Source organism: Streptomyces sp. NBC_00390, from assembly GCF_036057275.1.
Lineage (GTDB): Bacteria > Actinomycetota > Actinomycetes > Streptomycetales > Streptomycetaceae > Streptomyces.
In genome coordinates this window covers 4,318,816-4,344,550 of record NZ_CP107945.1, presented here as the reverse complement: position 1 = coordinate 4,344,550, position 25,735 = coordinate 4,318,816, and the positions used below count along the sequence as shown (strand labels likewise).

Annotated in this window: 24 protein-coding genes, 3 tRNA genes and 1 pseudogene; 18 read left to right on the top strand and 10 right to left on the bottom strand. The window is 71.1% G+C overall.

The features are described 5' to 3' along the window. Positions 1 to 87 precede the first annotated feature (87 nt). The 9 genes from OHS70_RS18970 (at position 88) to OHS70_RS18930 (ending at position 5,302) form a co-directional block, all read left to right on the top strand. Entirely contained in the window at positions 88 to 270 is a 183-nt protein-coding gene (locus tag OHS70_RS18970; protein ID WP_328398986.1) for a hypothetical protein, read from the top strand. Between the two features lie 136 nt (positions 271 to 406). Further along, positions 407 to 946, top strand: a complete 540-nt coding sequence (locus tag OHS70_RS18965) for a tRNA adenosine deaminase-associated protein (protein WP_328398985.1) — start codon at positions 407 to 409, stop codon at positions 944 to 946. A 176-nt stretch (positions 947 to 1,122) separates the two neighbouring features. Continuing rightward, entirely contained in the window at positions 1,123 to 1,563 is a 441-nt protein-coding gene (gene tadA, locus OHS70_RS18960) for a tRNA adenosine(34) deaminase TadA (protein ID WP_328398984.1), read from the top strand. Positions 1,564 to 1,611: 48 nt separating this feature from the next. Further along, positions 1,612 to 1,696, top strand: a tRNA-Ser gene (locus tag OHS70_RS18955). A 213-nt stretch (positions 1,697 to 1,909) separates the two neighbouring features. Beyond that, the gene (locus OHS70_RS18950) at positions 1,910 to 2,074 is read left to right on the top strand and encodes a hypothetical protein (protein ID WP_328398983.1); all 165 of its coding nucleotides are present in this window, start codon (positions 1,910 to 1,912) and stop codon (positions 2,072 to 2,074) included. 37 nt (positions 2,075 to 2,111) lie between these two features. Then, entirely contained in the window at positions 2,112 to 2,405 is a 294-nt protein-coding gene (locus OHS70_RS18945; RefSeq protein WP_328398982.1) for a Dabb family protein, read from the top strand. 203 nt (positions 2,406 to 2,608) lie between these two features. Beyond that, positions 2,609 to 3,433, top strand: coding sequence for an RNA polymerase sigma factor SigF (locus tag OHS70_RS18940; RefSeq protein WP_384042518.1), 825 nt, complete (start codon positions 2,609 to 2,611; stop codon positions 3,431 to 3,433). Between the two features lie 235 nt (positions 3,434 to 3,668). Continuing rightward, on the top strand, positions 3,669 to 4,526 hold the full coding sequence (locus OHS70_RS18935; protein ID WP_328398980.1) for an RNA polymerase sigma factor SigF: 858 nt from the start codon (positions 3,669 to 3,671) through the stop codon (positions 4,524 to 4,526). A 38-nt stretch (positions 4,527 to 4,564) separates the two neighbouring features. Further along, a complete protein-coding gene (locus OHS70_RS18930; RefSeq protein WP_328398979.1) occupies positions 4,565 to 5,302 on the top strand; it encodes a hypothetical protein in 738 nt (245 codons plus the stop codon). Positions 5,303 to 5,426: 124 nt separating this feature from the next. On the opposite strand, the gene OHS70_RS18925 is transcribed toward OHS70_RS18930, so the two are convergent. After that, positions 5,427 to 5,645 (bottom strand): hypothetical protein, encoded by a 219-nt coding sequence (locus OHS70_RS18925; protein WP_328398978.1) that lies wholly within the window; start codon positions 5,643 to 5,645, stop codon positions 5,427 to 5,429. A gap of 210 nt (positions 5,646 to 5,855) precedes the next feature. Between OHS70_RS18925 and OHS70_RS18920 the strand changes: the two genes are divergently transcribed. The 3 genes from OHS70_RS18920 (at position 5,856) to OHS70_RS18910 (ending at position 9,412) form a co-directional block, all read left to right on the top strand. Continuing rightward, positions 5,856 to 6,332 (top strand): MarR family winged helix-turn-helix transcriptional regulator, encoded by a 477-nt coding sequence (locus OHS70_RS18920; RefSeq protein WP_328398977.1) that lies wholly within the window; start codon positions 5,856 to 5,858, stop codon positions 6,330 to 6,332. Positions 6,333 to 6,350: 18 nt separating this feature from the next. Continuing rightward, positions 6,351 to 8,822, top strand: coding sequence for an MFS transporter (locus OHS70_RS18915; RefSeq protein WP_328398976.1), 2,472 nt, complete (start codon positions 6,351 to 6,353; stop codon positions 8,820 to 8,822). Between the two features lie 122 nt (positions 8,823 to 8,944). Next, a complete protein-coding gene (locus OHS70_RS18910; RefSeq protein ID WP_328398975.1) occupies positions 8,945 to 9,412 on the top strand; it encodes a PPOX class F420-dependent oxidoreductase in 468 nt (155 codons plus the stop codon). Between the two features lie 23 nt (positions 9,413 to 9,435). On the opposite strand, the gene OHS70_RS18905 is transcribed toward OHS70_RS18910, so the two are convergent. From OHS70_RS18905 to OHS70_RS18875, 7 genes are all read right to left on the bottom strand, one after another. Next, entirely contained in the window at positions 9,436 to 11,571 is a 2,136-nt protein-coding gene (locus OHS70_RS18905) for an ArnT family glycosyltransferase (protein WP_328398974.1), read from the bottom strand. Beyond that, positions 11,568 to 12,839 carry a bifunctional glycosyltransferase family 2/GtrA family protein gene (locus OHS70_RS18900; RefSeq protein WP_328398973.1) on the bottom strand — a complete coding sequence of 424 codons (1,272 nt, stop codon included), beginning with the start codon at positions 12,837 to 12,839 and terminating at the stop codon, positions 11,568 to 11,570. The genes OHS70_RS18905 and OHS70_RS18900 overlap by 4 nt, the downstream gene beginning before the upstream one ends. Positions 12,840 to 12,914: 75 nt before the next feature. Further along, positions 12,915 to 14,537 (bottom strand): sensor histidine kinase, encoded by a 1,623-nt coding sequence (locus OHS70_RS18895; protein ID WP_328405746.1) that lies wholly within the window; start codon positions 14,535 to 14,537, stop codon positions 12,915 to 12,917. A gap of 19 nt (positions 14,538 to 14,556) precedes the next feature. Then, positions 14,557 to 15,294, bottom strand: coding sequence for a response regulator transcription factor (locus OHS70_RS18890; protein WP_328398972.1), 738 nt, complete (start codon positions 15,292 to 15,294; stop codon positions 14,557 to 14,559). A gap of 75 nt (positions 15,295 to 15,369) precedes the next feature. Next, complete coding sequence (locus tag OHS70_RS18885; protein WP_328398971.1) at positions 15,370 to 16,311, bottom strand: amidohydrolase family protein; 942 nt, start codon at positions 16,309 to 16,311, stop codon at positions 15,370 to 15,372. Continuing rightward, on the bottom strand, positions 16,268 to 16,603 hold the full coding sequence (locus OHS70_RS18880) for an antibiotic biosynthesis monooxygenase family protein (protein ID WP_328398970.1): 336 nt from the start codon (positions 16,601 to 16,603) through the stop codon (positions 16,268 to 16,270). The genes OHS70_RS18885 and OHS70_RS18880 overlap by 44 nt, the downstream gene beginning before the upstream one ends. Before the next feature lie 88 nt (positions 16,604 to 16,691). Next, entirely contained in the window at positions 16,692 to 17,558 is an 867-nt protein-coding gene (locus tag OHS70_RS18875; RefSeq protein WP_328398969.1) for a DUF2797 domain-containing protein, read from the bottom strand. Positions 17,559 to 18,045: 487 nt separating this feature from the next. On the opposite strand from OHS70_RS18875, the gene OHS70_RS18870 reads away from it, so the two are divergent. From OHS70_RS18870 to OHS70_RS39080, 4 genes and pseudogenes are all read left to right on the top strand, one after another. Next, the gene (locus tag OHS70_RS18870) at positions 18,046 to 18,222 is read left to right on the top strand and encodes a hypothetical protein (protein WP_328398968.1); all 177 of its coding nucleotides are present in this window, start codon (positions 18,046 to 18,048) and stop codon (positions 18,220 to 18,222) included. Between the two features lie 150 nt (positions 18,223 to 18,372). Beyond that, positions 18,373 to 18,504, top strand: coding sequence for a hypothetical protein (locus OHS70_RS18865; RefSeq protein WP_328398967.1), 132 nt, complete (start codon positions 18,373 to 18,375; stop codon positions 18,502 to 18,504). A gap of 302 nt (positions 18,505 to 18,806) precedes the next feature. Beyond that, positions 18,807 to 19,355: a hypothetical protein gene (locus OHS70_RS18860; RefSeq protein ID WP_328398966.1), complete on the top strand. Its 549-nt coding sequence runs from the start codon at positions 18,807 to 18,809 to the stop codon at positions 19,353 to 19,355. Positions 19,356 to 19,406: 51 nt separating this feature from the next. Further along, positions 19,407 to 20,422 (top strand): annotated as a pseudogene (locus tag OHS70_RS39080) (tyrosine-type recombinase/integrase); the annotation flags it as partial. Between the two features lie 78 nt (positions 20,423 to 20,500). Here the strand turns inward: OHS70_RS39080 and OHS70_RS18845 are convergent. Both OHS70_RS18845 and OHS70_RS18840 read right to left on the bottom strand, forming a co-directional pair. After that, positions 20,501 to 20,573, bottom strand: a tRNA-Arg gene (locus OHS70_RS18845). A gap of 185 nt (positions 20,574 to 20,758) precedes the next feature. Beyond that, positions 20,759 to 20,849 (bottom strand) — tRNA-Ser (locus tag OHS70_RS18840). Positions 20,850 to 21,052: 203 nt separating this feature from the next. Here OHS70_RS18840 and OHS70_RS18835 point away from each other — a divergent pair. Both OHS70_RS18835 and OHS70_RS18830 read left to right on the top strand, forming a co-directional pair. Then, the gene (locus tag OHS70_RS18835) at positions 21,053 to 21,511 is read left to right on the top strand and encodes an SSI family serine proteinase inhibitor (RefSeq protein ID WP_328398964.1); all 459 of its coding nucleotides are present in this window, start codon (positions 21,053 to 21,055) and stop codon (positions 21,509 to 21,511) included. Positions 21,512 to 21,679: 168 nt separating this feature from the next. Next, positions 21,680 to 25,729: a PAS domain-containing protein gene (locus OHS70_RS18830; RefSeq protein WP_328398963.1), complete on the top strand. Its 4,050-nt coding sequence runs from the start codon at positions 21,680 to 21,682 to the stop codon at positions 25,727 to 25,729. Positions 25,730 to 25,735 lie beyond the last annotated feature (6 nt).

The following is a 25,735-nucleotide window of genomic DNA, read 5'->3' as shown; positions in this document are numbered from 1 at the left end:
CGGTTCCGGAGGGAAGGTGGTTGAGGGGTCCCCCCAGGCCGCAGGGCCGAGGGGGAATACGGATCAAGCCGTGGGGTGGTGTGGCCGATGCCGGAGCCCGGGCCCGACCGGGGCGAAGAGACGGAGACCGAGGCGGAGCGCCGGAGGCGACGCGCCCAGTTCCTGCGCGAACTGAACGAGGCCAAGGCGCTGCGTGACCGTGTCCAGCCGCGACGCGCCAGGGCCGCCCGGATGCGCCAGCAGATGCGCATGCGGACGTTCCGCTGGTAGCCGCCCTCAAGAACTGATGGCCGACGCAACGACGGAAGACCTCTCGCATCGCGAATGTTTCTGCCACGATTCCGAGTGGGCGGGGCAGAGCAGCGCACCGCCGGTCGTCACACCTCTGATCAGTGGGAGAGTCACGGTGTACTTCGCCGCACTGCTCGCGCGCACTCAAGACGGGTGGGAAGCGAGCGACACAGAGCTCGACGATGTGGAGACCCTGTCGGATCTGACCGACCTGGCCCGCGAGGCCTCGGTGGACGAGGACACGGTGCTCGTCTTCATCGAGCAGGAGGACGCGTGGTTCGGCGTCATCCGGGTGGAGGGCGAGGAGGATCCTCGTATCTTCGTCTCGGACGCGGCCGCGGCCGCACGCTCCTCCTACGGGGAGATTCTGACCAATGAACTGCTAGGCGGGGACGATGACGACCTCGCCGACGATCTGGACGCGCTGGATCTCGACGGCACCGAGGACGGCGAGCCGGAAGCGGGCGACCCGGACGACGAGGACCGCGTCTCCGTGACAGCCGGCGAGTCCGTCCCGGCCGGACCGGTCGGCGACCGCGAGATCCTCAGGGACCTGGGCCTGTCGGAGATGGAACTGCTGGCGCTGGACACGGACGCGCTCATGGAGATCGCGGACGCGCTCGGCGCGGGCGAAGTGCTGGAGACCGTCCGCTAGTGGCTGTCCCTGCCGACCCGGCACCGGAACCGCATCACAACGGCATCCAGAACCGAAACAGGGGCCAGGACGCCGTCCGGCGACGGCACCCGTCACCGGACGGCGTCCCCGGTCCGGCGTCCCGGAGGGTGGAGGTTCCCGTTCCCGACCCCGTACGCGATCCATGGGAAGCGCCGATGCGTCTCGCCCTGGACGAGGCGGAGCGCGCGGCGCAGGCCGGAGATGTGCCGGTCGGCGCCGTCGTGCTGGCCGCGGACGGCTCGGTCCTGGCGACAGGGCACAACGAACGTGAGGCGACGGGCGACCCGACGGCACACGCCGAGGTGCTGGCGATCCGCAGGGCCGCCGCCCGCATCGGCGAGTGGCGGCTGACCGACTGCACGCTCGTCGTCACGCTGGAGCCGTGCACCATGTGCGCGGGCGCGATCGTGCAGTCCCGGGTGGCACGGGTGATCTACGGCGCCCGGGACGAGAAGGCGGGCGCGGCCGGTTCGCTGTGGGACGTCGTACGGGACCGGCGGCTCAACCACCGGCCCGAAGTGGTGCTCGGAGTGCTCGAGAAGGAGTGCTCGGCGCAGCTTCGGAGCTTCTTCCGGGACCGCGGGACCGACCGCTGACGGATACGGATTTCAGAGCACGGCCCACCTTGGGCTAAGCTCTCTCCCGGTAGCGTGTCCGAGCGGCCGAAGGAGCTCGCCTCGAAAGCGAGTGTGGCGCAAGTCACCGAGGGTTCAAATCCCTCCGCTACCGCTCTTGTCGAAGGGCCCCGGTGCATCGCACCGGGGCCCTTCGCCTTTCGGCCGGCGGGTCCGCGGCCCTGACCGCGCAGCGAGGGGGCGGCAAAAAACCTGCACTCGAGGGCTCTTGGTCCTCAAAGTCTCCGTGCGATATCGAACGGTTAGACTCACGCGACGCGTGGGCAGGGGCACGGCAGGGCTGAGGCAGCAGGGGGAGCAGAGGCTGATGGTGCAAACGAAGAAGATCGCTCTCTACATCGTCGTCGTCTTCGTGCTGTACACGATCATCACGTCCCCCGCCAAGGCCGCCGACATGGTCCAGGTAGGGTTCGAGGGCATATCGAGCGCCGCTCAAGGCGTCGGACAGTTCATGACCGAGCTCGTCAACTAAGCCAGCCGGTTTCCGCCGGTTCAGCCAGGGAGCCCCCGTGATCCGCCATCTGGTCCTCTTCAAGCTCAACGAGGGTGTCGAGCGCGACGAGCCGCGCGTCGCCGCCGGGGTGAAGGCCTTCCGGGATCTCGACGGACTCGTCCCCGAGCTGGAGTTCTGGGAGTGCGCCTGGAACATCACCGACCGGCCGATCGCCTACGACTTCGCGATCAACTCCGCCGTGGCCGACAAGGACGCGCTGAAGCGGTACCTGGAGCACCCGGCGCACCAGGCTGCCGCCGGACAGTGGCGCGAGTTCGCCACGTGGGTGATCGCCGACTACGAGTTCTGATCCCCCGCCGGCCCCGCCGGCCGCACCGCCTCCGAGCCCCCCGCCTTCCCGGCGAGGGGCTTTTCCGTTGCGCCCACCTCCATCGGCCGCCTTTACGCCGTCAACACGGAGTTATCGGGTGCTTGCACACAGTGGACATGTCTTGTGATGCTATGACCGCTTTTGACGGATGAGTTGACCGATTCTGACCGCAAAGGGGTGGCGTGACCGTGCCGGCCAGTACTGCGCCTCAGGTGCCACCCCAGAACGAGACCAAGCCACAGAGCCGGGGCGCGGACACCCGGGCCCTGACCCAGGTCCTGTTCGCCCGGCTCAAGGAGCTGGAACCCGGCACCGCGGAGCACGCGCGCGTACGCGGGACGCTCATCGAGGCCAATCTGCCGCTGGTGCGGTACGCCGCCGCCCGCTTCCGCAGCCGCAACGAGCCGATGGAGGACGTCATCCAGGTCGGCACGATCGGCCTGATCAACGCGATCGACCGCTTCGACCCGGACCGGGGCGTGCAGTTCCCGACGTTCGCCATGCCGACGGTCGTCGGCGAGATCAAGCGGTACTTCCGTGACAACGTGCGCACGGTGCATGTGCCGCGCCGGCTGCACGAGCTGTGGGTCCAGGTCAACGGCGCGACCGAGGACCTGACGACGGCTCACGGCCGGACCCCGTCGACCGCCGAGATCGCCGAGCGGCTGAGGATCGGCGAGGACGAGGTGCTGGCCTGTATCGAGGCCGGGCGCTCGTACCACGCCACCTCGCTGGAGGCGGCCCAGGAAGGCGACGGAATGCCGGGGCTGCTGGACCGCCTCGGCTACGAGGACCCGGCGCTCGCGGGGGTGGAGCACCGCGACCTGGTCCGTCACCTGCTCGTCCAGCTGCCCGAGCGCGAGCAGCGGATCCTGATGCTGCGCTACTACAGCAACTTGACGCAGTCTCAGATCAGCCAGGAGCTGGGCGTCTCCCAGATGCACGTGTCAAGGCTGCTGGCGCGAAGTTTCGCGCGACTTCGATCCGCAAACAGGATCGAAGCGTAGCTGAAACGGGTACACCCTTCCGGTGGCTCACGAGCCGTCACAAAAGCTGTATGCCTTCATTTTCCTGGGCATTTTCACCTGATACATGTCGACAAGTCACTACAGCGTGTTGCCGACATGTGACATTCTGCCGGAACCGCGTTTGCCGCAGCCTCGCCGCCGGTATTCAGGTGGAGGCTGCGTTCCTCCGATGGTCGCGGCCACCGCGACCGTCCGCGACCTCAAAGGGGGTGGCATGTCCGTAGAACTGGGCAGCTCCAAGGTGCTCACACGCGCTCCCGGCGCACCCGCACCTGTCGTGCCGGACAGCTCGGAAGCCATCGACACCCGCACTCTCTCCCGCTCCCTTTTCCTGCGGCTGCGCTCGCTGGACTGTGAGGGCGCGGCCGACGACAGCCCGGAGCGCACCTATGTGCGCGACACCCTCATCGAGCTGAATCTCCCCCTCGTGCGCTACGCGGCGGCACGGTTCCGCAGCCGGAACGAACCCATGGAGGACATCGTCCAGGTCGGCACGATCGGCCTGATCAAGGCGATCGACCGGTTCGACTGCGAACGGGGCGTGGAGTTCCCGACGTTCGCGATGCCGACGGTCGTCGGCGAGATCAAGCGCTTCTTCCGCGACACCTCGTGGTCGGTGCGGGTTCCCCGCCGGCTGCAGGAGCTGCGTCTGGCACTCACCAAGGCCAGCGACGAGCTTTCCCAGAAGCTCGACCGCTCGCCGACCGTTCCCGAACTGGCCGCGGTGCTCGGGGTGTCGGAGGAGGACGTGGTCGACGGACTCGCCGTCGGCAATGCGTACACGGCGTCGTCGCTCGACTCGCCGTCCCCCGAGGACGACGGTGGCGAGGGCTCGCTCGCGGACCGGCTGGGCTACGAGGACACGGCGTTGGAGGGCGTCGAGTACCGCGAGTCCCTCAAGCCTCTGCTGGCCAAACTCCCGCCCCGTGAGCGGCAGATCATCATGCTCCGGTTCTTCGCCAACATGACCCAGTCGCAGATCGGCGAAGAGGTCGGTATCTCGCAGATGCATGTCTCGCGCCTGCTGACGCGTACGCTCGCGCAGCTGCGGGAAGGCCTGATTTCCGACTGAGGGTTCTCTGTTGACGGTCCGTCAGTCACACTGGCGCGATGCGACGACGGACCGGGATCGCAGCGGTGGCGCTCTGCCTGGGCGGGGCGCTGACCGCGTGCGGCGGCGGCAGTGGCGACGGCCGCGTGCCGGTCGGTGCGGCGGGCTCGGGCCCGTCCCCGACGGCCGCGGTCCCACCGGAGGGCGATGTGGTCCTGGTGCCACTGGACGGCTCTCAGGAGGGCCCGCGCGGGAGGGAAGGCCCAGGGGGGCCAAAGGCGGCCTCCGAGGCGCCCCGGCCGGGCACCACCGACACGTCGGGGGGACCGGCACCGTCCGACCGCCCGGACGCCGAGGGCACAGGAGGAGGCACGGGCGGCTCCGGCGGTACGGACGGCCCGGCGCCCGGCCCACCGACCACTCCGGGCACCCCGGGCCCGCCCGGCAGCACGACCCGCCCGGCTCCGCCGCCGGCACCCGCCCCCTCAGGCCCGGCCGTGCTCCAGCTCGCCGAGCCGGTCCGCGCCGCCCTGGACGAGCGCTGGTGCGAGAAAGTGACGGTGGAGTTCCGCAACACCGGTGGTTCGCCCGCGGCTTCGGGCACGGTCACGTTCGCCACGCACATCATCGGCGCGCTCGGGATCGACTGGGCCACGGTCGAGTCGTCCCAGCCCCTGCCGGCCCCGATCGCACCCGGCACCGCACGGAAGAAGGCGTACACGGTCTGCGTGGACGCATGGCGGGTGCCGCTGGGCATGCACATCGAGACGCAGGACGTGACCGCGGACTGGAAGTGACCACGGCGGTTCGCCGTGGCGGCAGGGACGGGCGGGGCGCCGACGGGGGGAGGCGCCCCGGACCGGAGCGTTTGTGCAGTTGTGGGGGAGTGCGGGCGCTTCCGCGGCCGTGGGGGGCGGGGGATCAGCCCAGGGCGAGCCAGGCCACCGCGCCCAGGATCACGATCGCCGCGATCACACCGGCGATCAGCCCGGCCCGCGAGGAGGACGGCGCCACGGCGGCGGACTGGCGGCCCTGCGGGGCGCCCTCGTCGACGAAGGCGCGGAACATCTGCGTGTTGCCCGCGGGGTCGTAGTTGCCCTCGGGGCCCTGGCCGTGGGGAGCATGGGGGTTGTGTGCCATGGGCCAGGACCCTAGCGAACCCGGGCCCTCGGCCCAACCCCGGGCAGGGGCCCGATCGTCACCGGTCACGGCCATGACCGGCCCATGACGCGAGCTGACTCTGCATATGCAAAGCCTTTTGGGTTCCTTTACTCGAAACGGCCCCATTTCGTTTGCCTGTAGCAACCAACCACTTATATCGTTGCCCTAAGCAACAAGATGGGGGTGCTCATGGCCGAGCGGAGTCAGTACGAAGAGCTGGCCCGGCAGATCAGTGCCATAGGTGCCGTCAAACGGGGCCTCTCCCGGATGCTGCCCGCCGAGTGCCCCTCCGGTTCCGCGTCCGTACTGGCCCTTCTGGACCGGTACGGAGAGATGCGGATGAGCCGGCTCGCCGAGCTGCTCGCCGTCGACATGTCGGTGACCAGCCGCCATGTGGCGCATGTCGTGGAGCGCGGCTGGATCGAGCGCTCGCCCGACCCGGACGACCGGCGCTCGCGCATCCTGCGGCTCACCCCCGCGGGCAGGGCCGTACTCGACGGCCTCGGCCGTCGGACCGCTGACCTGTTCGCCCACTACCTCAAGGACTGGTCCGACGACGACGTCGGACAGCTCAGCGCGTTGCTGGCCCGCCTCCGGAACTCCTTCGGGGACTGCCGGGCCCACGCCGTCCGTACCCCCGCACCCACCCCCCGCACGCAGACCTAGACACAGCGAAGGAAGTCCATGGCTACGACCACACCAGCCGGTGTGCGGGGCGGCCACGCCCGGCCTGGAGGTCACGCCTCCGACGGCGACGCCGCGCCGATGACCCACCGCCAGATCATGGAGGCGATGTCCGGGCTGCTGCTCGGAATGTTCGTCGCGATCCTGTCGTCCACGATCGTCTCCAACGCGCTGCCGGAAATCATCACGGACCTCGACGGCGACCAGAGCGCCTACACCTGGGTGGTGACCGCAGCGCTGCTGTCGATGACGGCGACCACCCCGCTGTGGGGCAAGCTCGCCGACCTGTTCAGCAAGAAGCTGCTGGTCCAGGTGGCCCTGATCATCTATGCCGCGGGCTCGGTGGTGGCCGGCCTCTCCCAGAGCACCGGCATGCTGATCGCCTGCCGTGTCGTCCAGGGCATCGGCGTCGGCGGCCTCACCGCCCTCGCCCAGATCATCATGGCCGCGATGATCTCCCCGCGTGAGCGCGGCCGCTACAGCGGTTACCTCGGGGCGGTCTTCGCCGTCGCCACCGTCGGCGGGCCGCTGCTCGGCGGAGTAATCACCGACGCCGACTCGCTCGGCTGGCGCTGGTGCTTCTACGTCGGCGTGCCGTTCGCGGTGATCGCACTGATCGTGCTGCAGAAGACCCTGAAGCTCCCCGTCGCCGGCCCCCGTGCCGAGGGCCCGGGACACAAGGTCAAAGTCGACTGGGCGGGCGCGTTCTTCATCAGCGCCGCCGTCTCGCTGCTGCTGATCTGGGTCACCTTCGCGGGCGACAAGTACGAGTGGATCTCCTGGCAGACCTATGCGATGGTCGGCGGCTCGGTCCTGATCGGCCTGCTCTTCCTCCTGGTGGAGTCGAAGGCGAGCGACCCGATCGTCCCGCTGCGGCTCTTCCGCAACCGCACCATCACGCTGGCCTCGCTGGCCTCCCTCTTCGTCGGTGTCGCGATGTTCGCCGGCACCGTCTTCTTCAGCCAGTACTTCCAGCTGGCGCGCGACAAGTCGCCGACGATGTCCGGCGTCATGACGATCCCGATGATCGCCGGTCTGTTCGTCTCGTCGACCGTCTCGGGCCAGATCATCACCAGGACGGGCCGCTGGAAGGCCTGGCTTGTCGGCGGCGGTGTCCTGGTGACGGCGGGCCTCGGGCTGCTGGGCACCCTCCGCCACGACACCGAGTACTGGCACATCGCGGTCTTCATGGGTGTCCTGGGGCTCGGCCTCGGCATGATGATGCAGAACCTCGTGCTGTGCACGCAGAACCAGGTGGCACCCCAGGATCTCGGTGCGGCCAGCTCCGTCGTCACCTTCTTCCGCTCCCTCGGCGGTGCGATCGGCGTCTCCGCGCTCGGCGCGGTGATGGCCAACCGGGTCACCCACTACGTCACGGACGGTCTCGCCGAACTCGGTCCGAAGGGTGCGTACCTGGGCCACGGCGGTACGGGCGGCGGCGGCATCCCCGACCTGGACACGCTGCCCGCGCCGATCCGTACGGTGATGGAGACGGCGTACGGGCACGGCGTCGGCGACGTCTTCCTCTACTCGGCGCCCTTCGCGCTGCTCGCCTTCCTGGTGACACTGTTCATCAAGGAGGTCGCGCTGAAGAGCAGCGCGGCGGACAGCACCCTGGAGGCCTCCGGAGACACCGCCGGTCCCACCGTCCCTGCCGACAAGGCGGCCACCGCGGCAGCCGGCCCCGCGATCCGCGGCGTGGTGCGCGGCTCCGACGGCGCCGCGCTGCCCCGCGCCGTGGTCACTCTGATCTCACCGGCCGGCCGTCAACTCGGCCGCTCGGTCGCCCACGCGGACGGCAGCTACGCGCTGGACGCCCCCGCCGCCGGTTCGTACGTACTGATCGCCTCGGCCGACGGCTTCCAGCCGCAGGCCCGCCACGGTGGCCGTCGGCGACGAGTGCGGAGCACTTCCCGGGCCAAGGCTTCCGGGGAGTACGACATCCACCTGGCCTGCATCAGCGGGCTGACCGGGACCGTGCGGGCCGCCGACGGCGACGCGCCGGTCGAGGGAGCCATGGTCGTCGTCACGGATGCCCGTGGCGAGGTGCTGGCCACCGGAACGACCGCGGAAGGGGGCGAGTTCTCCTTCAGCGACCTGGTCCCGGGTGCGGTGACCCTCGCCGTGCACGCCGACGGCCACCGTCCGCTGGCGATGCCCGTCGAGATCGCCGGGCAGGGCGTGACCCGTATCGAGGCAGCCCTGCTCACCGGCGCCGTGGTCCGGGGCACCGTACGCGCCGGGGCCGCCGGCCGGCCGCTGTCCGACGCGCGGGTGACGCTGGTGGACGCCGCGGGCGACGTGCTCGCCACCGTGACGACCGGGGACGACGGGGCGTACGCCTTCGCCGACCTGGACGCGGGGGAGTACACGGTCATCGCGACGGGGTATCCCCCGGTGGCCGGGGCACTGTCCGTCCGCGGCCGTGGAGTCGACGGCCACGACATCGAACTCGTGCACCCGGACGAGTGACCGGACCCCGGCCGTGTCCGAGCGGATACGCGGCCGGGCACGGGGGTGTTCCCCAGGGGGCGGCAGGCAAGGGACGGCCTGCCACCCCCGCTCCCGTGGCGCACGCCCGTAAGGTGCGGTCCATGGCACCCAATATCGCCACCAACACCACGGTGGACCATGAGCAGTTGCTGGAGTTCGTACGCCCCCGTCATCGCGCGATCCTGCTGACCCGCCGCGCCGATGGCGGCCCGCAGGGATCTCCGCTGACCTGCGGGGTCGACGACTCGGGCCGGATCGTCGTGTCGACCTACCCGGAGCGCGCCAAGACCCGTAACGCCAAGCGCGACGAGCGGGTCAGCGTGATCGTCCTGTCGGACGAGTGGGACGGCCCGTGGGTGCAGATCGACGGGACGGCCGAGGTGATCGACTCCCCCGACTCGGTGGAGCCGCTGGTGGAGTACTTCCGCAGTATCGCGGGCGAGCACCCGGACTGGGCCGAGTACCGGCAGGCGATGGTGAAGCAGGGCAAGTCGATCGTCCGCATCACACCACAGCGATGGGGCCCGATCGCCACCGGCGGCTTCCCGGCGCGGCTCGTCGATCAGTGACATGACGGGCCACCTGTGCAGGGCTATTTCTCGTCGGTCAGGTCGTAGAGAGTCGTACCGCCCACCGTGACCTCGGTGAAGGTCTCCTCGACCCAGGAGGTGATCTCCGAGCCGCCGCCTGCGCCCGGCCCACCCCCCATGCCGGCGATGAAGTAGTGGATCTTCCCCTCCGCCACGTACTGCTTGAACTGCGCGAGGGTCGGGGACGGATCGCTGCCGTTGAAACCGCCGATCGGCATCACCGGCTGCTCGGTGGCGAGTTGGTAGCTCGCGGCGTTCTGGGAACCGATGGCCGCGGCGACCCAGGTGTAGTCCCCTGCGTTCTCCTTCAGCGCGGCCTCCGTTTCGGCGTCGACACTCGCGCCGTTGAGAAGTCCGCCCATACCGCCGCCCCGGCCGGCGCCGTCCTGGGCGCCCCGGCCCGTGCGTCCGTCCGTACCGGGCAGCGTGCCCGGTCCGCCTCCGGTGGGAAACTGCCCCGCGCCGCCGGGCGGCCCGCCCTGCGGACCCTGGCCCTGCGCCGGTCCTTGTCCTTGCCCCTGTCCTTGGGCCTGCCCAGGAGCCTGTCCGCCCTGACCGGGCGGCTGCATCCGCATACCGTCGCCGCCACCCGGACCGCCGCCGCCCGGCCCCCCGCGACCGCCCGCCACCGCGGGCCCCGCCGTCACGATCGAGCCCGCGTGCCCTTCGCTCACCGTGGTCAGCGAGTACGCGACCGGTCCCGCGAGCGACACCGCGAGTCCGAGCCCGGCCGCCCCGAGCGCCAGGGTCCGCCCTGCGCGGCCCGCGAGCAGCAGCCCCACCGCGGCAACCAGGCCGCCGATCAGCACCACCTGGCGCAGCCACGGCAGATAGTCGGTGCTCCGGCCGAGCAGCGTGTACGACCACCAGGCCGTCACCGCGACCGTGCCCGCGAGCACCGCCGACCAGACGAGCTCGGCCCGCTCCTCCCACAGCACCGTCGCGCCCATGCCGACGAGCGCCGCGATGCAGGGCGCCAGCGCCACCGTGTAGTACTCGTGGAAGATCCCGGCCATGAAGCTGAAGATCGCGGTCGTGATCAGCAGCGAGCCGCCCCAGACCAGGAACGCCGCCCGTGCCGTGTCCGTCCGCCCGGCCCTGCGGGTGAGCACCAGGCCCGCCACGAGCAGCAGCAGCGCGGCCGGCAGCAGCCAGGAGATCTGGCCGCCGATCGTGTCGTTGAACATCCGGTCGATGCCGGTCTCGCCCCAGCCACCACCACCGCCGCGGCCGCCACCGCCACCGCCGACGCTGCCGGTCTCGTTGCCGTTGATCCGGCCGAGGCCGTTGTAGCCGAAGGTCAGCTCCAGGAAGCTGTTGGTCTGCGAGCCGCCGATGTACGGACGCGAGGCCGTCGGCCACAGCTCGACGATCGCCACCCACCAGCCGGCGGAGACCACCACGGCCACTGCGGCGAGAGCGAGTTGGCCGAGCCTGCGGCGCAGGGTCGTCGGTGCGCACACCGCGTACACCAGCGCCAGCGGCGGCAGGATCAGGAACGCCTGCAGGGTCTTCGTCAGGAACGCGAACCCGACCGCGACGCCCGCCCACACCAGCCACTTCGTCCGCGCCCCTTCGAGGGCACGGAGCACGCAGTACACGGCGACCGTCATCAGCAGCGCGAGCAGCGCGTCCGGGTTGTTGAAGCGGAACATCAGGGCCGCGACCGGAGTCAGAGCCAATGCGGCACCCGCGATCAGTCCGGCCGCCGCGCCGAAACTCCGGCGTACGGCCGCGTACAGCACGGCCACCGTCGCGACGCCCATCAGCACCTCGGGCAGCAGGATCTGCCACGAGCCGAGCCCGAAGAACCGCACGGACAGGGCCATCGGCCACAGCGCGGCCGGGGGCTTGTCGACGGTGATGGAGTTCGCCGCGTCGGACGAACCGAAGAAGAAGGCCTTCCAGCTCTCGCTGCCGGCCTGTGCGGCGGCGGAGTAGAACGAGTTGGCGTACCCGGACGCGTCCAGGTTCCAGACGTACAGCAGCGTGGTCGCAAGCAGCAGGGCGAGGAAGGCGGGGCGCACCCAGCGGGCGTCCTCCGGACGGCCGTGCAGCAGCCGTGCGGCGCGTCCGGCGCGTGCGGCGCCCGACCCTGCCGGCCCGCCGTGCGGGGGACTGGTCGTGGTCGTGGTCATCGGGTGTACCTCATGTCGTCGTGGGTGTACCGGCGCTCGGGGAAGACCCACGCCCGGAAGAGGAGGAACCGCAGCACGGTGGCGGCCAGGTTCGCGGCGATCAGGACCGCCAGTTCGGTGCCGTGGGAGGGGTTGCCCGCCGCCGCGTCGAGGGCGGCGAGCGAGCCGCTGGTCAGGGCCAGTCCGATGCCGAACACGACAAGGCCCTGCGCCTGATGGCGCATGGCCCGCTCCCGGCCGCGCACCCCGAAGGTGAGCCGCCGGTTCGCGGCGGTGTTGGCGACGGCGGAGAGCAGCAGGGCCGCCGCGTTGGCGAGCTGGGGAGCCGCCCCGGCCCGGAAGGACGAGTAGAGAGCGAGGTAGAGCACCGTGGACAGCGCGCCCACGGCGCAGAACCCGACGAGCTGGCGGGCCAGCCCGCCCGGTACTCCGGTCAGCTGCCCGTCCCGCGGGTCGTCCCCGAAGGGCCGCGCCAGCCGGTCCAGCGGCAGGGCGCCGACCGCGAGCGCCCGACCGACCCGCCAGACGCCCTTGAGGTCCTCGGTCGCCGTGCTCACGATGTGCACGGTGGAGTCGGGGTCGTCGACCCAGTCGACCGGCACCTCGTGGATCCGCAGCCCGGCCCGCTCGGCGAGCACCAGCAGTTCGGTGTCGAAGAACCACCCGGTGTCCTCGACCATGGGCAGCAGCCGCTCGGCCACGTCCCGCCGGATCGCCTTGAAGCCGCACTGGGCGTCCGAGAAGCGCGCGGCGAGCGATCCGCGCAGGATCAGGTTGTAGGCGCGCGAGATGAACTCACGCTTGGGGCCGCGCACCACACGCGAGGAGCGGGTCAGCCGGGAGCCGATCGCCAGGTCCGAGTGCCCGGAGATGAGCGGGGCGACCAGCGGGAGCAGCGCGTTGAGGTCCGTGGACAGATCCACGTCCATGTAGGCGAGCACCGGCGCGTCGGAGTGCGACCACACGGTCCGCAGCGCACGTCCGCGGCCCTTCAACTCCAGCCGGTGCATCCGCACTTCGGTCATCGAGCGGGCCAGCCGGGCCGCCACCTCGGGCGTACGGTCGGTGCTCGCGTTGTCCGCGACGGTGATCCGGAAGCTGTAGGGGAACGTCCTCGTGAGGTGTTCGTGCAGCCGCAGCACACAGCGCTCGAGGTCGTTCTCCTCGTTGTGGACGGGAATCACCACGTCGAGTACGGGCCGACCGGCCGGCTCCGCGAGCAGATGCTCGCGGGCCGGCAGGGTCCCCGCATGGGTGTCGGTTCGCATGCTGACGACACTCGACGGGCGGGCTGTCACGGCTGTGTGCTCAGCCTGTGCCCTGTCTGTGAGTCGCGCGCGAGCTCAAGTCGTACGCGGGCTCCGAGTCGTACGCAGGCTCGGAGTCGTGCGCAGGCTCGGAGTCGTGCGAGAGCCGTGAGCCGTACGCGAGCCCGTCCGAGGGCACGGCACGGTCGCGAGCGCGGGATTCGGGCAGGCCGCCGGGATCTCGACGCCGAAGACGGTGCGTCCCGGCACCGACCGCACGGTCACCGTGCCGCCGTGTGCCGCAACCACCGCCTGCACGATGGCGAGACCGAGCCCGGTGCTTCCGGCATGCCGCGACCGGGAGGCATCACCGCGGGCGAAGCGCTCGAAAACATGGGGAAGCAACTCGGCCGGGATACCGGGCCCGTTGTCCTCGATCTCGAGCACGACGACGGAACCGGGCGTTCCGGAGCGCCCCGCCCGGATGTCCACCCGCGCGGTGACGGTCGTCCCCGGCGGGGTGTGGACGCAGGCGTTGCCGAGAAGGTTGACCAGCACTTGATGGAGCCGGGCCGCGTCACCCCGAACCGTCGCCGGCTCGGCCGGCAGCTCAAGGCGCCATCTGTGGTCCTGACCTGCGGCCCGCGCGTCCGCGACCGCGTCCACGACGAGCGGGGAGAGATCAGCGCTCTCGTAGGAGAGCGGGCGTCCCGCGTCCAGGCGGGCCAGCAGCAGCAGATCCTCCACCAGACCCGTCATCCGATTCGCCTCCGCCTCGATCCGGCCCAGCGCGTGCCGGGTGTCCGGACCGACGGAGTCCTTCTCCCGCCCGCGCCGCGTCAGTTCGGCGTACCCGCGGATCGACGCCAGCGGCGTCCGCAGCTCATGGCTGGCGTCCGCGACGAACTGCCGTACCCGCGTCTCGCTCTCCTGCCGGGCGGCGAGCGCCGACCCGACATGCCCGAGCATGCGGTTCAGTGCCGCCCCGACCTGGCCGACCTCGGTGCGCGGATCCGCCTCCGCGTCCGGCACCCGCTCGTGCAGCGCCACCTCACCGCTGTGCAACGGCAGTTCGGAGACCCGGCGGGCAGTGGCCGCGACCCGCCGCAGCGGGCGCAGCGCGACCCCGACGAGCGAGGCACCCGCGATGCCTGCGGCGATCAGACCCGCGCCGGTGACACTCAGCTCGACCACGACCAGCGTGCCCAGCGCCTTCTGCACATCGGCCGTCGGCACGCCGACGAGATAGGCGCCGCGGACCCCGTCCGCGTACATGACCTGGTAGTCGCCCAGCCCCGGCAGCTCCACCGTGTGCGATGACTCGTCCCGGGGCACCTCCGCCAAGGCGGCCGTCTGCGCCGTGCTGAGCCGGGCCGCGGTCGGCCCGTACGGGTGCGGCCCCGCCTCGGTGCTGGCCGCGGCGTCGGTGATCGTGCCGTCCTCGGCGAGCTGAGCACCGATCGTGCCCAGGGGCGCCCCGCCGCCCGTGACGAAATCGAGCGGCCGCTTGCCCTTCGGGAACTCCGGCGGCGGCTCCTGGACGATGTCCGGCGGCCCGGCCGCCCGCGCCGCCACCGCACGCAGCTGCACGTCCAACTGCCCGTACAGATGGGTACGGAAGGCGATCCATGTGACCGTGCCGATGACGGCGGCGACCACCGCGATCAGCGCGACCGCGGAGACCACCAGCCGGGTCCGCAGCGACCAGCGCCGCCGCACCCTCCCCCGCACGGCTGTCTCACTCACCGGGCTTGATCAGATATCCCGCGCCGCGCCGGGTGTGGATCATCGGGGACCGGCCTGCATCGATCTTCCTGCGCAGGTACGAGATGTAGAGCTCGACGACATTGGCCTGGCCGCCGAAGTCGTAGCTCCACACCCGGTCGAGGATCTGCGCCTTGCTCAGCACGCGCCGCGGATTGCGCATCAGATAGCGCAGCAGCTCGAACTCGGTGGCCGTCAGATGGATCGACTCCCCGCCCCGCGTCACGTCGTGGCTGTCCTCGTCGAGGGTGAGGTCCCCCACCGTCAGCAGCGACTCGCTGCGTACGGTCGCGGCACCGGAACGCCGGATCAGCCCACGCAGCCGCGCCACGACCTCCTCCAGCGAGAAGGGCTTGGTGACATAGTCGTCACCGCCCGCAGTCAGCCCCGCGATCCGGTCCTCGACCGCGTCCTTCGCGGTCAGAAAGAGCACGGGGACATCGGGCAGCTCGCGCCGCAGCCGCTGCAGGACGGCGAGGCCGTCCATGTCGGGCAGCATCACATCCAGCACGACGGCGTCAGGGCGGAACTCGCGGGCGGTGCGCATCGCCCCCGAACCGTCGCCGGCGCTGCGCACCTCCCACCCCTCGTACCTCAGTGCCATCGACAACAGCTCGCTGAGCGACACCTCGTCGTCCACGACGAGCACGCGGACGGGGCTGCCGTCCGGCCTCAGCAGTTCGGTGCGCCCTCGGGGCGAGATCGTGGTCATACCCGCCACACTCCGGGCTCGCCCTGAGAGGTTTCTTTCCCGAACCTGTGAATTCCCTGAGAAAGGCGCTCGCGCTCACGGGCCGGCGAGGAGCCGCGCGCCGTTGTCGTGGCAGACCGCCCTCAGCCAGTCGTCCCCAAGCCCGAGGCGCTCGAGCGCATGGAGCTGATGAGCGTACGGGTACGGGATGTTCGGGAAGTCCGTCCCCAGCAGGATCCGGTCCCCGAAGTCCGCGAGCCGCGCCTTCTCGCGCTCCGGCAGCGGGCTGAGGCGCTCGCTGAAGTCGGTGAACGCCATCGTCGTGTCGAGACGGACCTCCGCATGGCGCTCGGCCAGATCCAGGAACTCCGTGTACTCGGGCATCCCCATGTGCGCCACGATCAGCCGCAGCCGCGGATGGCGCGCCAGCAGTCGGCCGACCGGCTCGGGGCCGGTGTACTTGCCGGGCGCCGGGCCGGATCCACAGTGCATCACCACGGGGATCCGGGCCTCGGCGAGCAGTCCCCAGGCCGCGTCGAGCAGGAGGTCACCCGGGTCGTAGGCCCCGACCTGCAGATGCGACTTGAAGATCCGCGCCCCGCTCTCGACCGCCTCCCGTACGTACCGTTCCACGCCCTCCTCCGGATAGAGCGTCGCCGTGTGCACACAGTCGGGTGTCCGCGCCGCGAAGTCCGCCGCCCAGCCGTTGAGCCAGGCGGCCATCCCTGCCTTGTGCGGGTAGAGCATCGAGGTGAAGGACCGCACCCCGAACTCCCGCAGCAGCGTGACCCGTTCGTCCTCCTCGCGGCGGTAGGCGATGGGCCACTCCATGCCGGTCAGCGGGCCGGCGGCGTCGAAGTAGGCCCACACCTTGCGCAGCACGCGCTCCGGCATGAAGTGGGTGTGGACGTCGACGAGTCCCGGCAGTCCCAGCCGCTCCCAGAACGCCCGTACCTCCGCCGCCTCGCCCGCGGTGCCCGCCGCTTCCCCGGTCTCAGTCCCGCACAAAGCTGTAGCTCCGCTCGACCTTGCCCACATGCACGCTGTAGCTGTCGTACCACTCCGCCCGGCCGCGCCGCTGCGCCGCCCGGTGTTCCAGGTTCTGCTGCCAGGCCGCGATCGACTCCGCGTCACGGAAGTACCCGACGCTGATCGCGAGCCCTCCGGGTGTCCTGGCCGACTCGTACCCGAGAAAACCGGGCACCTCCTCGACCAGCTCCCGCATCCGGACGGCGGTCTCGGCGTACCCCTCGGCGCTGTCCGGACGCAGCGAGGTGAAAACGGCGGTCCAATAGGGCGGTTCGATGCCCGCGACAGGTCGGATGCTCATGGCACTCACCTTCCGTCGCAGGTCACGGCGGTGTCCAGGGTGTTGACCGGAAGGGATCCGAACGGGATCCAAGTCTTTGCCTTCGCGGTCAGAACAGTCCGCCCTGGACATCCCCCGCCCGGACATCCGTCATGGGCACGCTCACGCCCGCGGTCGGCTCGGCCGCGGTCAGCGACCACCCGGTCATCAGCCGCGTATCGACCACGACGATCCCCTCTCCGGCCGTACGCAGATGCAGATCGGGCCCGGCCGCCGCGACGAGCTCCCCCGCGACGACGCCGCCGTCGACCAGTTCACGCACCACGGCGCTCGCGGGCTCCAGCCCGTCGAGTCCGAACACCCCGGTGTGGTCGACCGCCTCGAAGTCCATCCGTTCGAGCGACTGGGCCCACTCGGGCAACGCGAGGGCCCGCCGGTGCAACTCGGCGACCTCGGCAGACCGCTCCGCCGCCCCGGGCAGCGCCGTACGAGCCGCCCGCTTGGCGGCGTACGGAATACGGTCGGGCACTCCCAGCGCCGTACGCAGCAGTTCCTCGGTCCGCCGCGCCGCCATCAACGGCCCACGGCCCAGCCAGCTGAACACCACGGCCCCCTGCTCCAGCAGACGCGCCGGGCCACGCTCCTCGGCGGTGATCCCCACCTTCAGCATCCCGGGCCCGAACCAGGCGAGATACACGCGGTACGTGCGCGGGTCGTCGGCCATGGTGTCCGCGGCCACCGAATGGGCCCGGTCCAGCCGCGCGCACTCGGCACACCGCGCCTGCGTCGCCCGCCCGGACACGACGGCCCCGACGGGACAGGGATTGCCCCGCGCCCCGACACAGCGCCGCTCCCCCTCGGCCCGGAACCCCACCGCCTTCCCGGCCACCAACGGACTGACCCGCCCGCCCTCCCACACCAGCACCCCCGTCCGGGCGCCTCGCGGCCAACTGATCCCGGCACACCGCCAGGCCATGCCCACCTCCCAGAAGCAACCGGAAACACCGGAGGCCCCGTCGGTCTTCCGACGGGGCCTCCGGCCTGTTGTGCACTCGGCAGGACTCGAACCTGCAACCTGATCCGCAGGCGCGTGCACCCCGGATGCCCGGGACCGAGCGTATCCCGGGCCGTGGTGCAGCAGCGGGCAGCGCCGTCGCTGCTCGAGCCGTCGACGGGAGTCGCTGGTGGATCTGTCGGCCGGGACAGCTGGGGGAGGTCGAGGCCGCGTGTGTCCTGGGGGCGCGATGAAGCGGCTGGAACGCCTATGCCGCCGCTCCTGACAACTGGCCACCCCATCTAACGGACTCGGGAGCGTGCGAGGACCTGTGCACTGTCGTCGTCAGCCGAGATATGGCCTATCGCGGTGCGAAAGGAAGTGACGGAGTCTGAGTCGCTGCGTCCTGGAGCACGCCGTACGGGAGGACGAGCTGCCACGCAATGTGGCCCGAAACGGGGAGCAGAGCATGGGGACGAGGCGCGAGATAGAGCCGCTGGCCGTGGCGGAGGGTCGTCAGCTCCTGGCTGCGGCTCGGGAGAACCGGCTGTGGGCCGCGTACGAACTGGCCGCCCGAATCGGCCTGCGGCGCGGAGAGCTGCTGGGCCTGCGGTGCCGGACGCCGACCTGCTTGATGGCGTCCTAACCGTCCGGCAGGCGCTTCAGCGCGTCAGCGGGGAACTGCTGATCGTCGCGCCGAAGACGCAGCGCTCAGCCCGTCGTGTGGCCCTGCCGCCCGAGTGCGTGGTCGATGGCAGGCGGGTCGCGGCGGGGGTTCACTCCCAGGGCTTCGTTCGTGCGGGTCACCGAACCAGAGGCCGCGGTACGCCATGCGGTGCTGGTGGAAGTCTTCGACAACTGTGACGCCGAGGGCATCGGAGATGAGCGTACGGAGATCGTCGCGGCCAGCTGGGCTGCGGCCCAGTAGAGGACGAGTTCCTGTCCTGGCCGGTAGGAGAGGAAGGCGCTCGCGAGTCGTGTCGAGGCGCGGAAGCGCGGGTCGGTTTCGATCCTGTATCACCCGAATTCCGGGCCATAGATATTCGGCCGAACTTCGGGCTCAGGCAGCACCAGTTGATCACGGCCGGGCATGGCGCTTGGGCAGCCCGCTGTCGACATTCCCACGGTCGGCGGCTTCCTGGTTGCCCGGGGCTCTGGACCGCACGAAGGTTGCAGTTGAGGAGCTGCCCGTGCCGAGCGGGTTGAGAGCTTTCGCAGGAGTGACACGACATGGACAAGGAATCCTTGGGCGACATCGAGTCGGTCGTCGCCGGTCGCAGGGCTGTGATGATGGCCGAGGACAGCGTCGTCGTGGACGTAGTGAAGAGCGTCGTGAAGAGCGGCCGGACGGCAACGTTCTACCTAACGCCTGATCAGTTCGCAGCCGTCAACGCGTGGTATTGGACTCCGCATCGCATGAAACACATGGGGCTCGAACCGGTACTGGACGCGGAGATCGCTCAGATCGCCTCCGCACTGGGGATCGAGCAGTCGGCGCTCTCCGCCTGTTCCGCCTACTCCAATCGGATCGCATGCCCGTGCGGGCACACTTACGGGGCCCTGGAGTTCGTGCAGCAGGGGATCACAGAGCACGGGCTCGCTGCCACCCAGAGGGTCTTCAATCTGAAAGACACTGCTGTCATCCGCGCCAATTCGCACCAGCAAGTATCGTGCCCGACCTGCAGGCGTCGTCTCGCAACGCCTCACTATTACGTCTACTGGGGCTACGGCTGCTGCGTGGATTTGGACGACACTTCGGGGGCGGCGTTCGCGCACTGACCCTCATCATGCGTGTCCTGTCCTCATGGCTTGGCTCTGTGACGCTAGATCTTCCCTGCGTACTGGCTCGACTCGATCGTGAAGCCCAACCTCGCCCCGCTGTCGTACGTCTCGTACGAGGGGTTCGTGCGGCTCTACATCGCCCCGCACCTCGGCGCGAAGCGGCTGGACAAGCTCACCGTGCGGGACGTGCGCGAGTGGCTGACCAAGCTGGCGACCGTCTGCCAGTGCTGCGCTCAGGGCAAGGACGCTAAGACCGCCCCTGCTCGTCGGAAGTGCTGCGCGGTCGGGGACTGCTGCGAGTCGTACCCCTCACGGCGGGTGATCCAAGGCTCACGCGACGCTCTTCGGGCCGCTCTCACCCATGCGGTCGCCGAGGAGGAGATCAGTAAGAACGTCGCCTCGCTCGTGAAGGTGCCCAAGCCCCGCCGTCGTCGGATCAAGCCGTGGTCCGTCGCCGAGGCGGGGCGGTTCCTGGCCGATGCGGCTGCTCGTGATGACCATCTCTTCGCGGCCTGGGTGCTCGTGCTCTGCCTCGGGCTGCGCCGCGGCGAGGTGCTGGGCCTGACGTGGAAGTCCGTCGACTTCGAGCGGGCGAGCTGTACGTGGATCACCAGATCCAGCGAGCGGGACGCAAGATCCTCCACCGCGAGACCAAGACCGAGGACTCGGACGACTTCCTGCCGCTGCCCGCGCTGTGTGTCAAGACCCTGCGGATGCGTCGTGCCCAGCAGCTCGGGGACCGGAATGCCGCGGGCGATCTCTGGCAGGACAGTCACGGCCTGGCCTTCACGACGAAGTACGGCACGCCGATCGAGCCGGGGAACCTGACCCGGATGTTCGCCCTGCGCGTTCGCCGTGCCGGCCTTCGGGGGATCCCGCTCCGGAACACCCGGCACACCTGCAGCTCGCTCCTGGTCGCCCTCAAGGTCCACCCGAAGGTGGCACAGCGCATTCTGAGGCACTCGCAGATCGCGATGACGATGGAGGTCTACGCCGAGGCGAGCGAAGAAGAGGTGCGCGACGCGATCGGCAAGCTGTCTGACGCCATGGGAGGCACCGGCTGACACGGTTGCTGTACTTCGCTGCTGTACACCCCAACGGCAGAGGCCCCTGGATGATTTCCGGGGGCCTCTGGCCTGCTGTGCACTCGGCAGGATTCGAACCTGCAACCTTCTGATCCGTAGTCAGATGCTCTATCCGTTAAGCTACGAGTGCTTACTTCCCGGGCTTTTCTGCCCGGTCGGCGTTGCGGGAACAACATTACATGACCTGCGCCGTAGGGCGAAATCCATTAGCCATACCCCATCTGACCTGCAAAAACACCCGGATGGCCCCCTCGCGGACACCGCGTGGACGACTGAAGCCCCGGCCGTCTGGCCGGGGCTTCAGTGATCGATGCGCGGAGGCGGAGGGATTTGAACCCTCGATGGGCTTTAAGGCCCAAACCGCATTAGCAGTGCGGCGCCATAGACCGGACTAGGCGACGCCTCCAGCACACCCGCGCGGACGCGAGTGGTGCGTGCAGATGATGACACAGCCCAGTGGGCTGTCACCAATCGCTGTCCACGGTACTAGGACCGCGGGCCACAGAGCAAAGCATCTGCGGTTGCGCAACGCCGCGGCATGAGCAGCGTTAGAGATCCGGGGGCCCTCGTGGCCCCCGGCCGGACCCGTGACTCTCCCCAGGAGCCCTCATGCTGAGCCGCCTCGTACGCACCGCCGCCGTGTCCGCTGCCGTCATTGCCGCCGCGCTGGCCGGCGCCGTGCCCGCGGGAGCCGCGGACGCTCCCGTCCCGCTGCCGCCGCCCCAGCCGGTGCAGGACCGGGACCGGCTGACCGTGACCGTCTCGGAGACGGGGAACCTCCGGACGAACGGCACGTTCCAGCTGGAGTGCGGGCCGGCGGGCGGCACCCACCCCGCGGCGGAGCCGGCGTGCGCGCGGCTCGACGAGCTGGCGCGGGACGGGCTCGACCCCTTCGCGCCGTCGCCCCAGGACCAGATGTGCACCCAGCAGTCGGGTGGGCCGGCCAGTGCGCGGATCACCGGGATCTGGCGGGGGCGTCAGGTGGACTCCTCGTTCAGCCGGACCGACGGCTGCGAAATCTCACGCTGGCAGTCACTGGAGCCCGTACTGCCGAACACCAGGTCATAGGCCAGAGGCGTACGCATGTGCACACATCCTTGGTGAGAGCTCCCCCTCATCCACCGCCACCCGCGTCCCTGCTGCCCTTAGACTCGCTTCAGTGACAGGTCGCAGCCCGAGGGGCAAGATGGGATCGGCCGTCCGCAATATGCAGTAGGTCAGGGAGGAACGGTCGTCGTGAGCAGCAGGCCATCCCGAGGCGCTGCTCGCCTCGCAGCCATACTCGACGCCCTTCCGGACGGGCTCGTCCTCGTCAATGCCAACGGCACGGTCGTCAACGCCAACACCATCGCGCTCGAACTCTTCGAGGCCCCCGGTACCGCCCTCGTCGGCCGCGGGCTGCTCGACCTGGTGCCCGCGTTCGACTCCCGGCTGATCCCCGGCTCCATGCGCCGGCCCGACGCCGCCGACCAGCACGGGCGCACCAAGCCTGCCCGGATGATCGCGCGCCGTACGGACGGCAGCGAGTTCCCGGTCGAGGTCACCAGCGCGAGCCTGGAGGACGGGCGCGAGGCCTACGACTCCCACACCGGCTACACCGGGGACGAGCTGCTGATGCTTGTCGTGCGGGACCTGTCGGGGACCGTCGACACGGAAGCGGAGCTGGCGCGTTCGCAGCGGCAGACCGAGATGATCCTGCGGGCGGCGTCCGAAGGTGTCGTGGGCACCGACACCGACGGGCGGGTCGTCCTGGTCAACCCGGCTGCCGCGCAGATTCTCGGCTTCCGCGCGAGCGACCTCGGCGGGCAGGAGCTGCATCCGCTGATCCTGCACTCGCGTGCGGACGGCGAGCCGTTCCCGTACGAGGAGTCGGCGCTCGCGGACACCCTCAAGTCCGGCCGTAAGCACCGGGTGCGCGGGCAGGTCCTGTGGACGAAGGGCGGCGACAAGGTCGCCGTCGATCTGACGACCGCGCCGGTGCGGGACGGGGACCAGCTCGTCGGCGCGGTGATGACGTTCACCGACCGGCGCCCCTTCGAGGAGCAGGCGCAGCAGCACGCGGCGGAGCTGACGGAGACGACGGACCGGCTCACGGCCGAGATCGCGGAGACCACCGAACGGCTCACCGCGGAGCTCAAGACCAAGTCCGAGGAGTACGAGGCCGAGCTCGCCGACAAGGCCGAGCGGTACACCTCCGAACTCGAGGCGCGTGACGAGCAGTACACACAGCTGGCCGCCCGGCATGCGCAGCTGACCGCGGTGCTCGGCGAGTCGCTGCGCGGGCCGCTGGAGGAGCTGCGCGCCGAGCTGGGCACGCTGGCCGCCGACCCGGCGGGGCAGCTGTGGCCCGAGGCCAACCAGGTCCTGCACCATCTCGCCGCCGGTTATGCCCGGATGACGACACTCGTCGACAATGTCCTCGGTTTCCAGCGGCTCGACACGGGCGCGGAAGAACTGACCAAGGCCAAGGTGCTGCTCGATGCCGTCGTCACGGCCGGCATCGACGGCGCGGTCGAGCTGATCGGCCCCGGTCGGGCCCAGTTCGCCGTGCACGCCCCGCCGATAGAGGCCGAGGTGGACGGGGTCCGGCTGGCCACGGCGCTGGCGCATCTGGTCGCGGACGTGGCCGGGGTCGACTCCACCGGCAAGGCGAGGGTCGTGCCGGGCGGCGGGTACGTGGACTCGACGATCGTGGTCGCCGCGGCGCAGCGCGGTGATGTCGTACGCATCGAGGTGCGCGGGCCGTTCGCCGGGGGAGACCCGGTGCACGAGCCGATCGTGCGCGGGATCGTACGGGCGCACGGCGGGGTGCTGCAGACGCACGAGGTGCCCGGAATGAGCGGCAGCGCGTACGTACTGGAGGTGCCGCTGGGCGACGGCGCGGGGACCGTGCCGCCCGCCCCCGCCGAGAACCTCACGCCCGCGCTCCCGGCCCAGCAGTCGTCCGAGCCGGCGCCGGTCACCTCCGGCGGCGGGCGCCGCCGTGCCAGGCGGGCCTCCACGGACGCGTTCCTGGAGAGCCCTGTGGCCATGGAGGACCCGGTGGCCGCACAGCCGACCGGGAGGCGCCGGGCGGCTCAGGCGGACAAGGACCTCATCCCGGCGCAGGACTCGGGCGACCACGGCAGCAGCAGCGGGACCGGGCGGCGGCGCGGCAGGCCCAGCCCGGCCGAGAAGGCTCACGTGCCGGCCGCCGCGCAGCCTGCCGAGGGTGCGGTGGTGACGGCCGCGGAGGGTGCGGGCGGGCGCGCGGCGCGCGGCGAGACCGTGCCGCCGCAGGGTATGCCGGTCGATGCCCATGGCCTGGCGGCCGCTCCTTCGGGGCGGCGGGCCCGGCAGGCCGTGGAGGGCGGGCTGCCTGCGCTCCCTGCCGCTTCCACAGCAGGATCCGCGCCGGTTGTCGACGCCCCGTCGAGCGGGCGGCGGGCCCGGCAGGCCGTGGAGGGCGGGCTGCCTGCGCTCCCTGCCGCTTCCACGGCAGGGTCCGCGCCGGTTGTCGACGCCCCGTCGAGCGGGCGGCGGGCCCGGCGCGCGCTGGCGGCCGTTCCGGCCGAGGGCCCGGAAGGTATCGCCACGGGCAGGACGGCCCGGACGGAGGGCGAGGCGCGCACCGCGTTCGCGCTGCCGCCGGCCGAGGCGGACCGGGTCGCGGCCCCGGCGCAGGACACGACGGACGCATCCCTGCCGGACCGGCATGACGCGGTGGCGACCGAGCCGGGAACCCAGCACCACACTCCGCCGCAGCAGCATCCCGCGCCGACGGGCCGCAGGCGCGCGCCCGGGACGGCGCCGTCGGCCGGACCGCTGCCCGAGCAGGGCACGGAGGCACCGGCGGCGACGCCGATGCCGACGCCGTCCGGCCCGACGGCCTCCGGCCAGGCGGCGTGGGTGCCGAGCGACACCCCCGGCCGGGGCATCGCCGCGGTCGCCCCGGACGGCGGACCGGCAGACGGGCCGACGGGCGAGCAGCCGACGGCCGATGCCCGCGGGAATGCGGGCGCCGCAGTGCCCGGCCCGGCTCCCGCCGCACCCGCGCAGACCGGCGGGACCGGCTCCGTGTCCTTGCCGCTGCCCCCCGCCGCACCGGCGCGGCCGTCCCCCGCGCGGGCGGCGCAGCCGCTGCCGGCCGAGGAACCGGCCGCCAACGACTCCACGCAAGGGCGGGCGTTCAGCGTCCGCACCCTCGGCCAAGGTGTGCCGTTCGCCCAGCAGATCGCCCAGCAGCAGAACCAGCCCTCGCCGCAGACACTCGGCGCCGGCCGCCGTCGCAAGCTGGCGACGCCGCCCGACACCGGGCGGGCCGATCACACCGTCCACCCGCATCCGCAACCCCAGGCCGCCCCGGTCCCGGCTCCCGTACCGCCCGCGGCTCCGGTGCCGGTCCCGGATCCGGGACCGGCGGCATCCGGTGGTCAGCGGCTGACCGCGGACCGTTCACCGGGGCGTGCGTACGCGATCGGCGCACCGGACGAGGGCGCCGAGGGACCCGAGCCGCTGGACGGCCCGGGCGGTGCGGTCGAGGTGTCCAACCAGCCCCAGCCGCGCCCCGTCGACGACGAACTGCCCCCGGAGCCGCTGGACAACCCGCGCCGGCTGCTGGTGTGGCCGGCTCCCGACATCTCCACGCAGCAGGCGCTCAGCGACCGCGGCTACCGCCCGGTCGTGGTGCACTCGCGCGAGGAGGTCGACGCGCAGATCGCCGCGTTCCCCGCGGCGCTCTTCGTCGACCCGCTGACCGGCCCGATCACCCGGACGGCGCTGCAGTCGCTGCGGCAGGCGGCGGTGGCCGCCGAGGTGCCGGTGCTGGTGACCGCCGGACTCGGGCAGGCGACACGGGAGGCCGCTTACGGCGCCGACCCGGCGGTCCTGCTCAAGGCACTGGCCCCGCGCGACAGCGAGCAGCACCCGTCGCGGGTACTGCTGATCGAGGAGCACGAGGAGATCGCGCTGGCGCTGGCCGCGACGCTGGAGCGGCGCGGGATGCAGGTGGCCCGGGCGAGCGCGGACGCCGACGCGGTCACGCTGGCCGGCCAGATGCGGCCGAACCTGGTGGTGATGGACCTGATGCAGGTGCGCCGCCGGCGTGCCGGGATCATCGACTGGCTGCGTGCGAACGGCCAGTTGAACCGCACCCCGCTGGTCGTCTACACCTCGGCCGGGCTGGACCCGCAGGAACTGCCGCGGCTGTCGTCGGGGGAGACGGTGCTCTTCCTCGCGGAACGGTCCACGAGCGACGAGGTCCAGGCCCGCATCGTCGATCTCCTCGCGAAGATCGGCACCAACTGAGGGGCG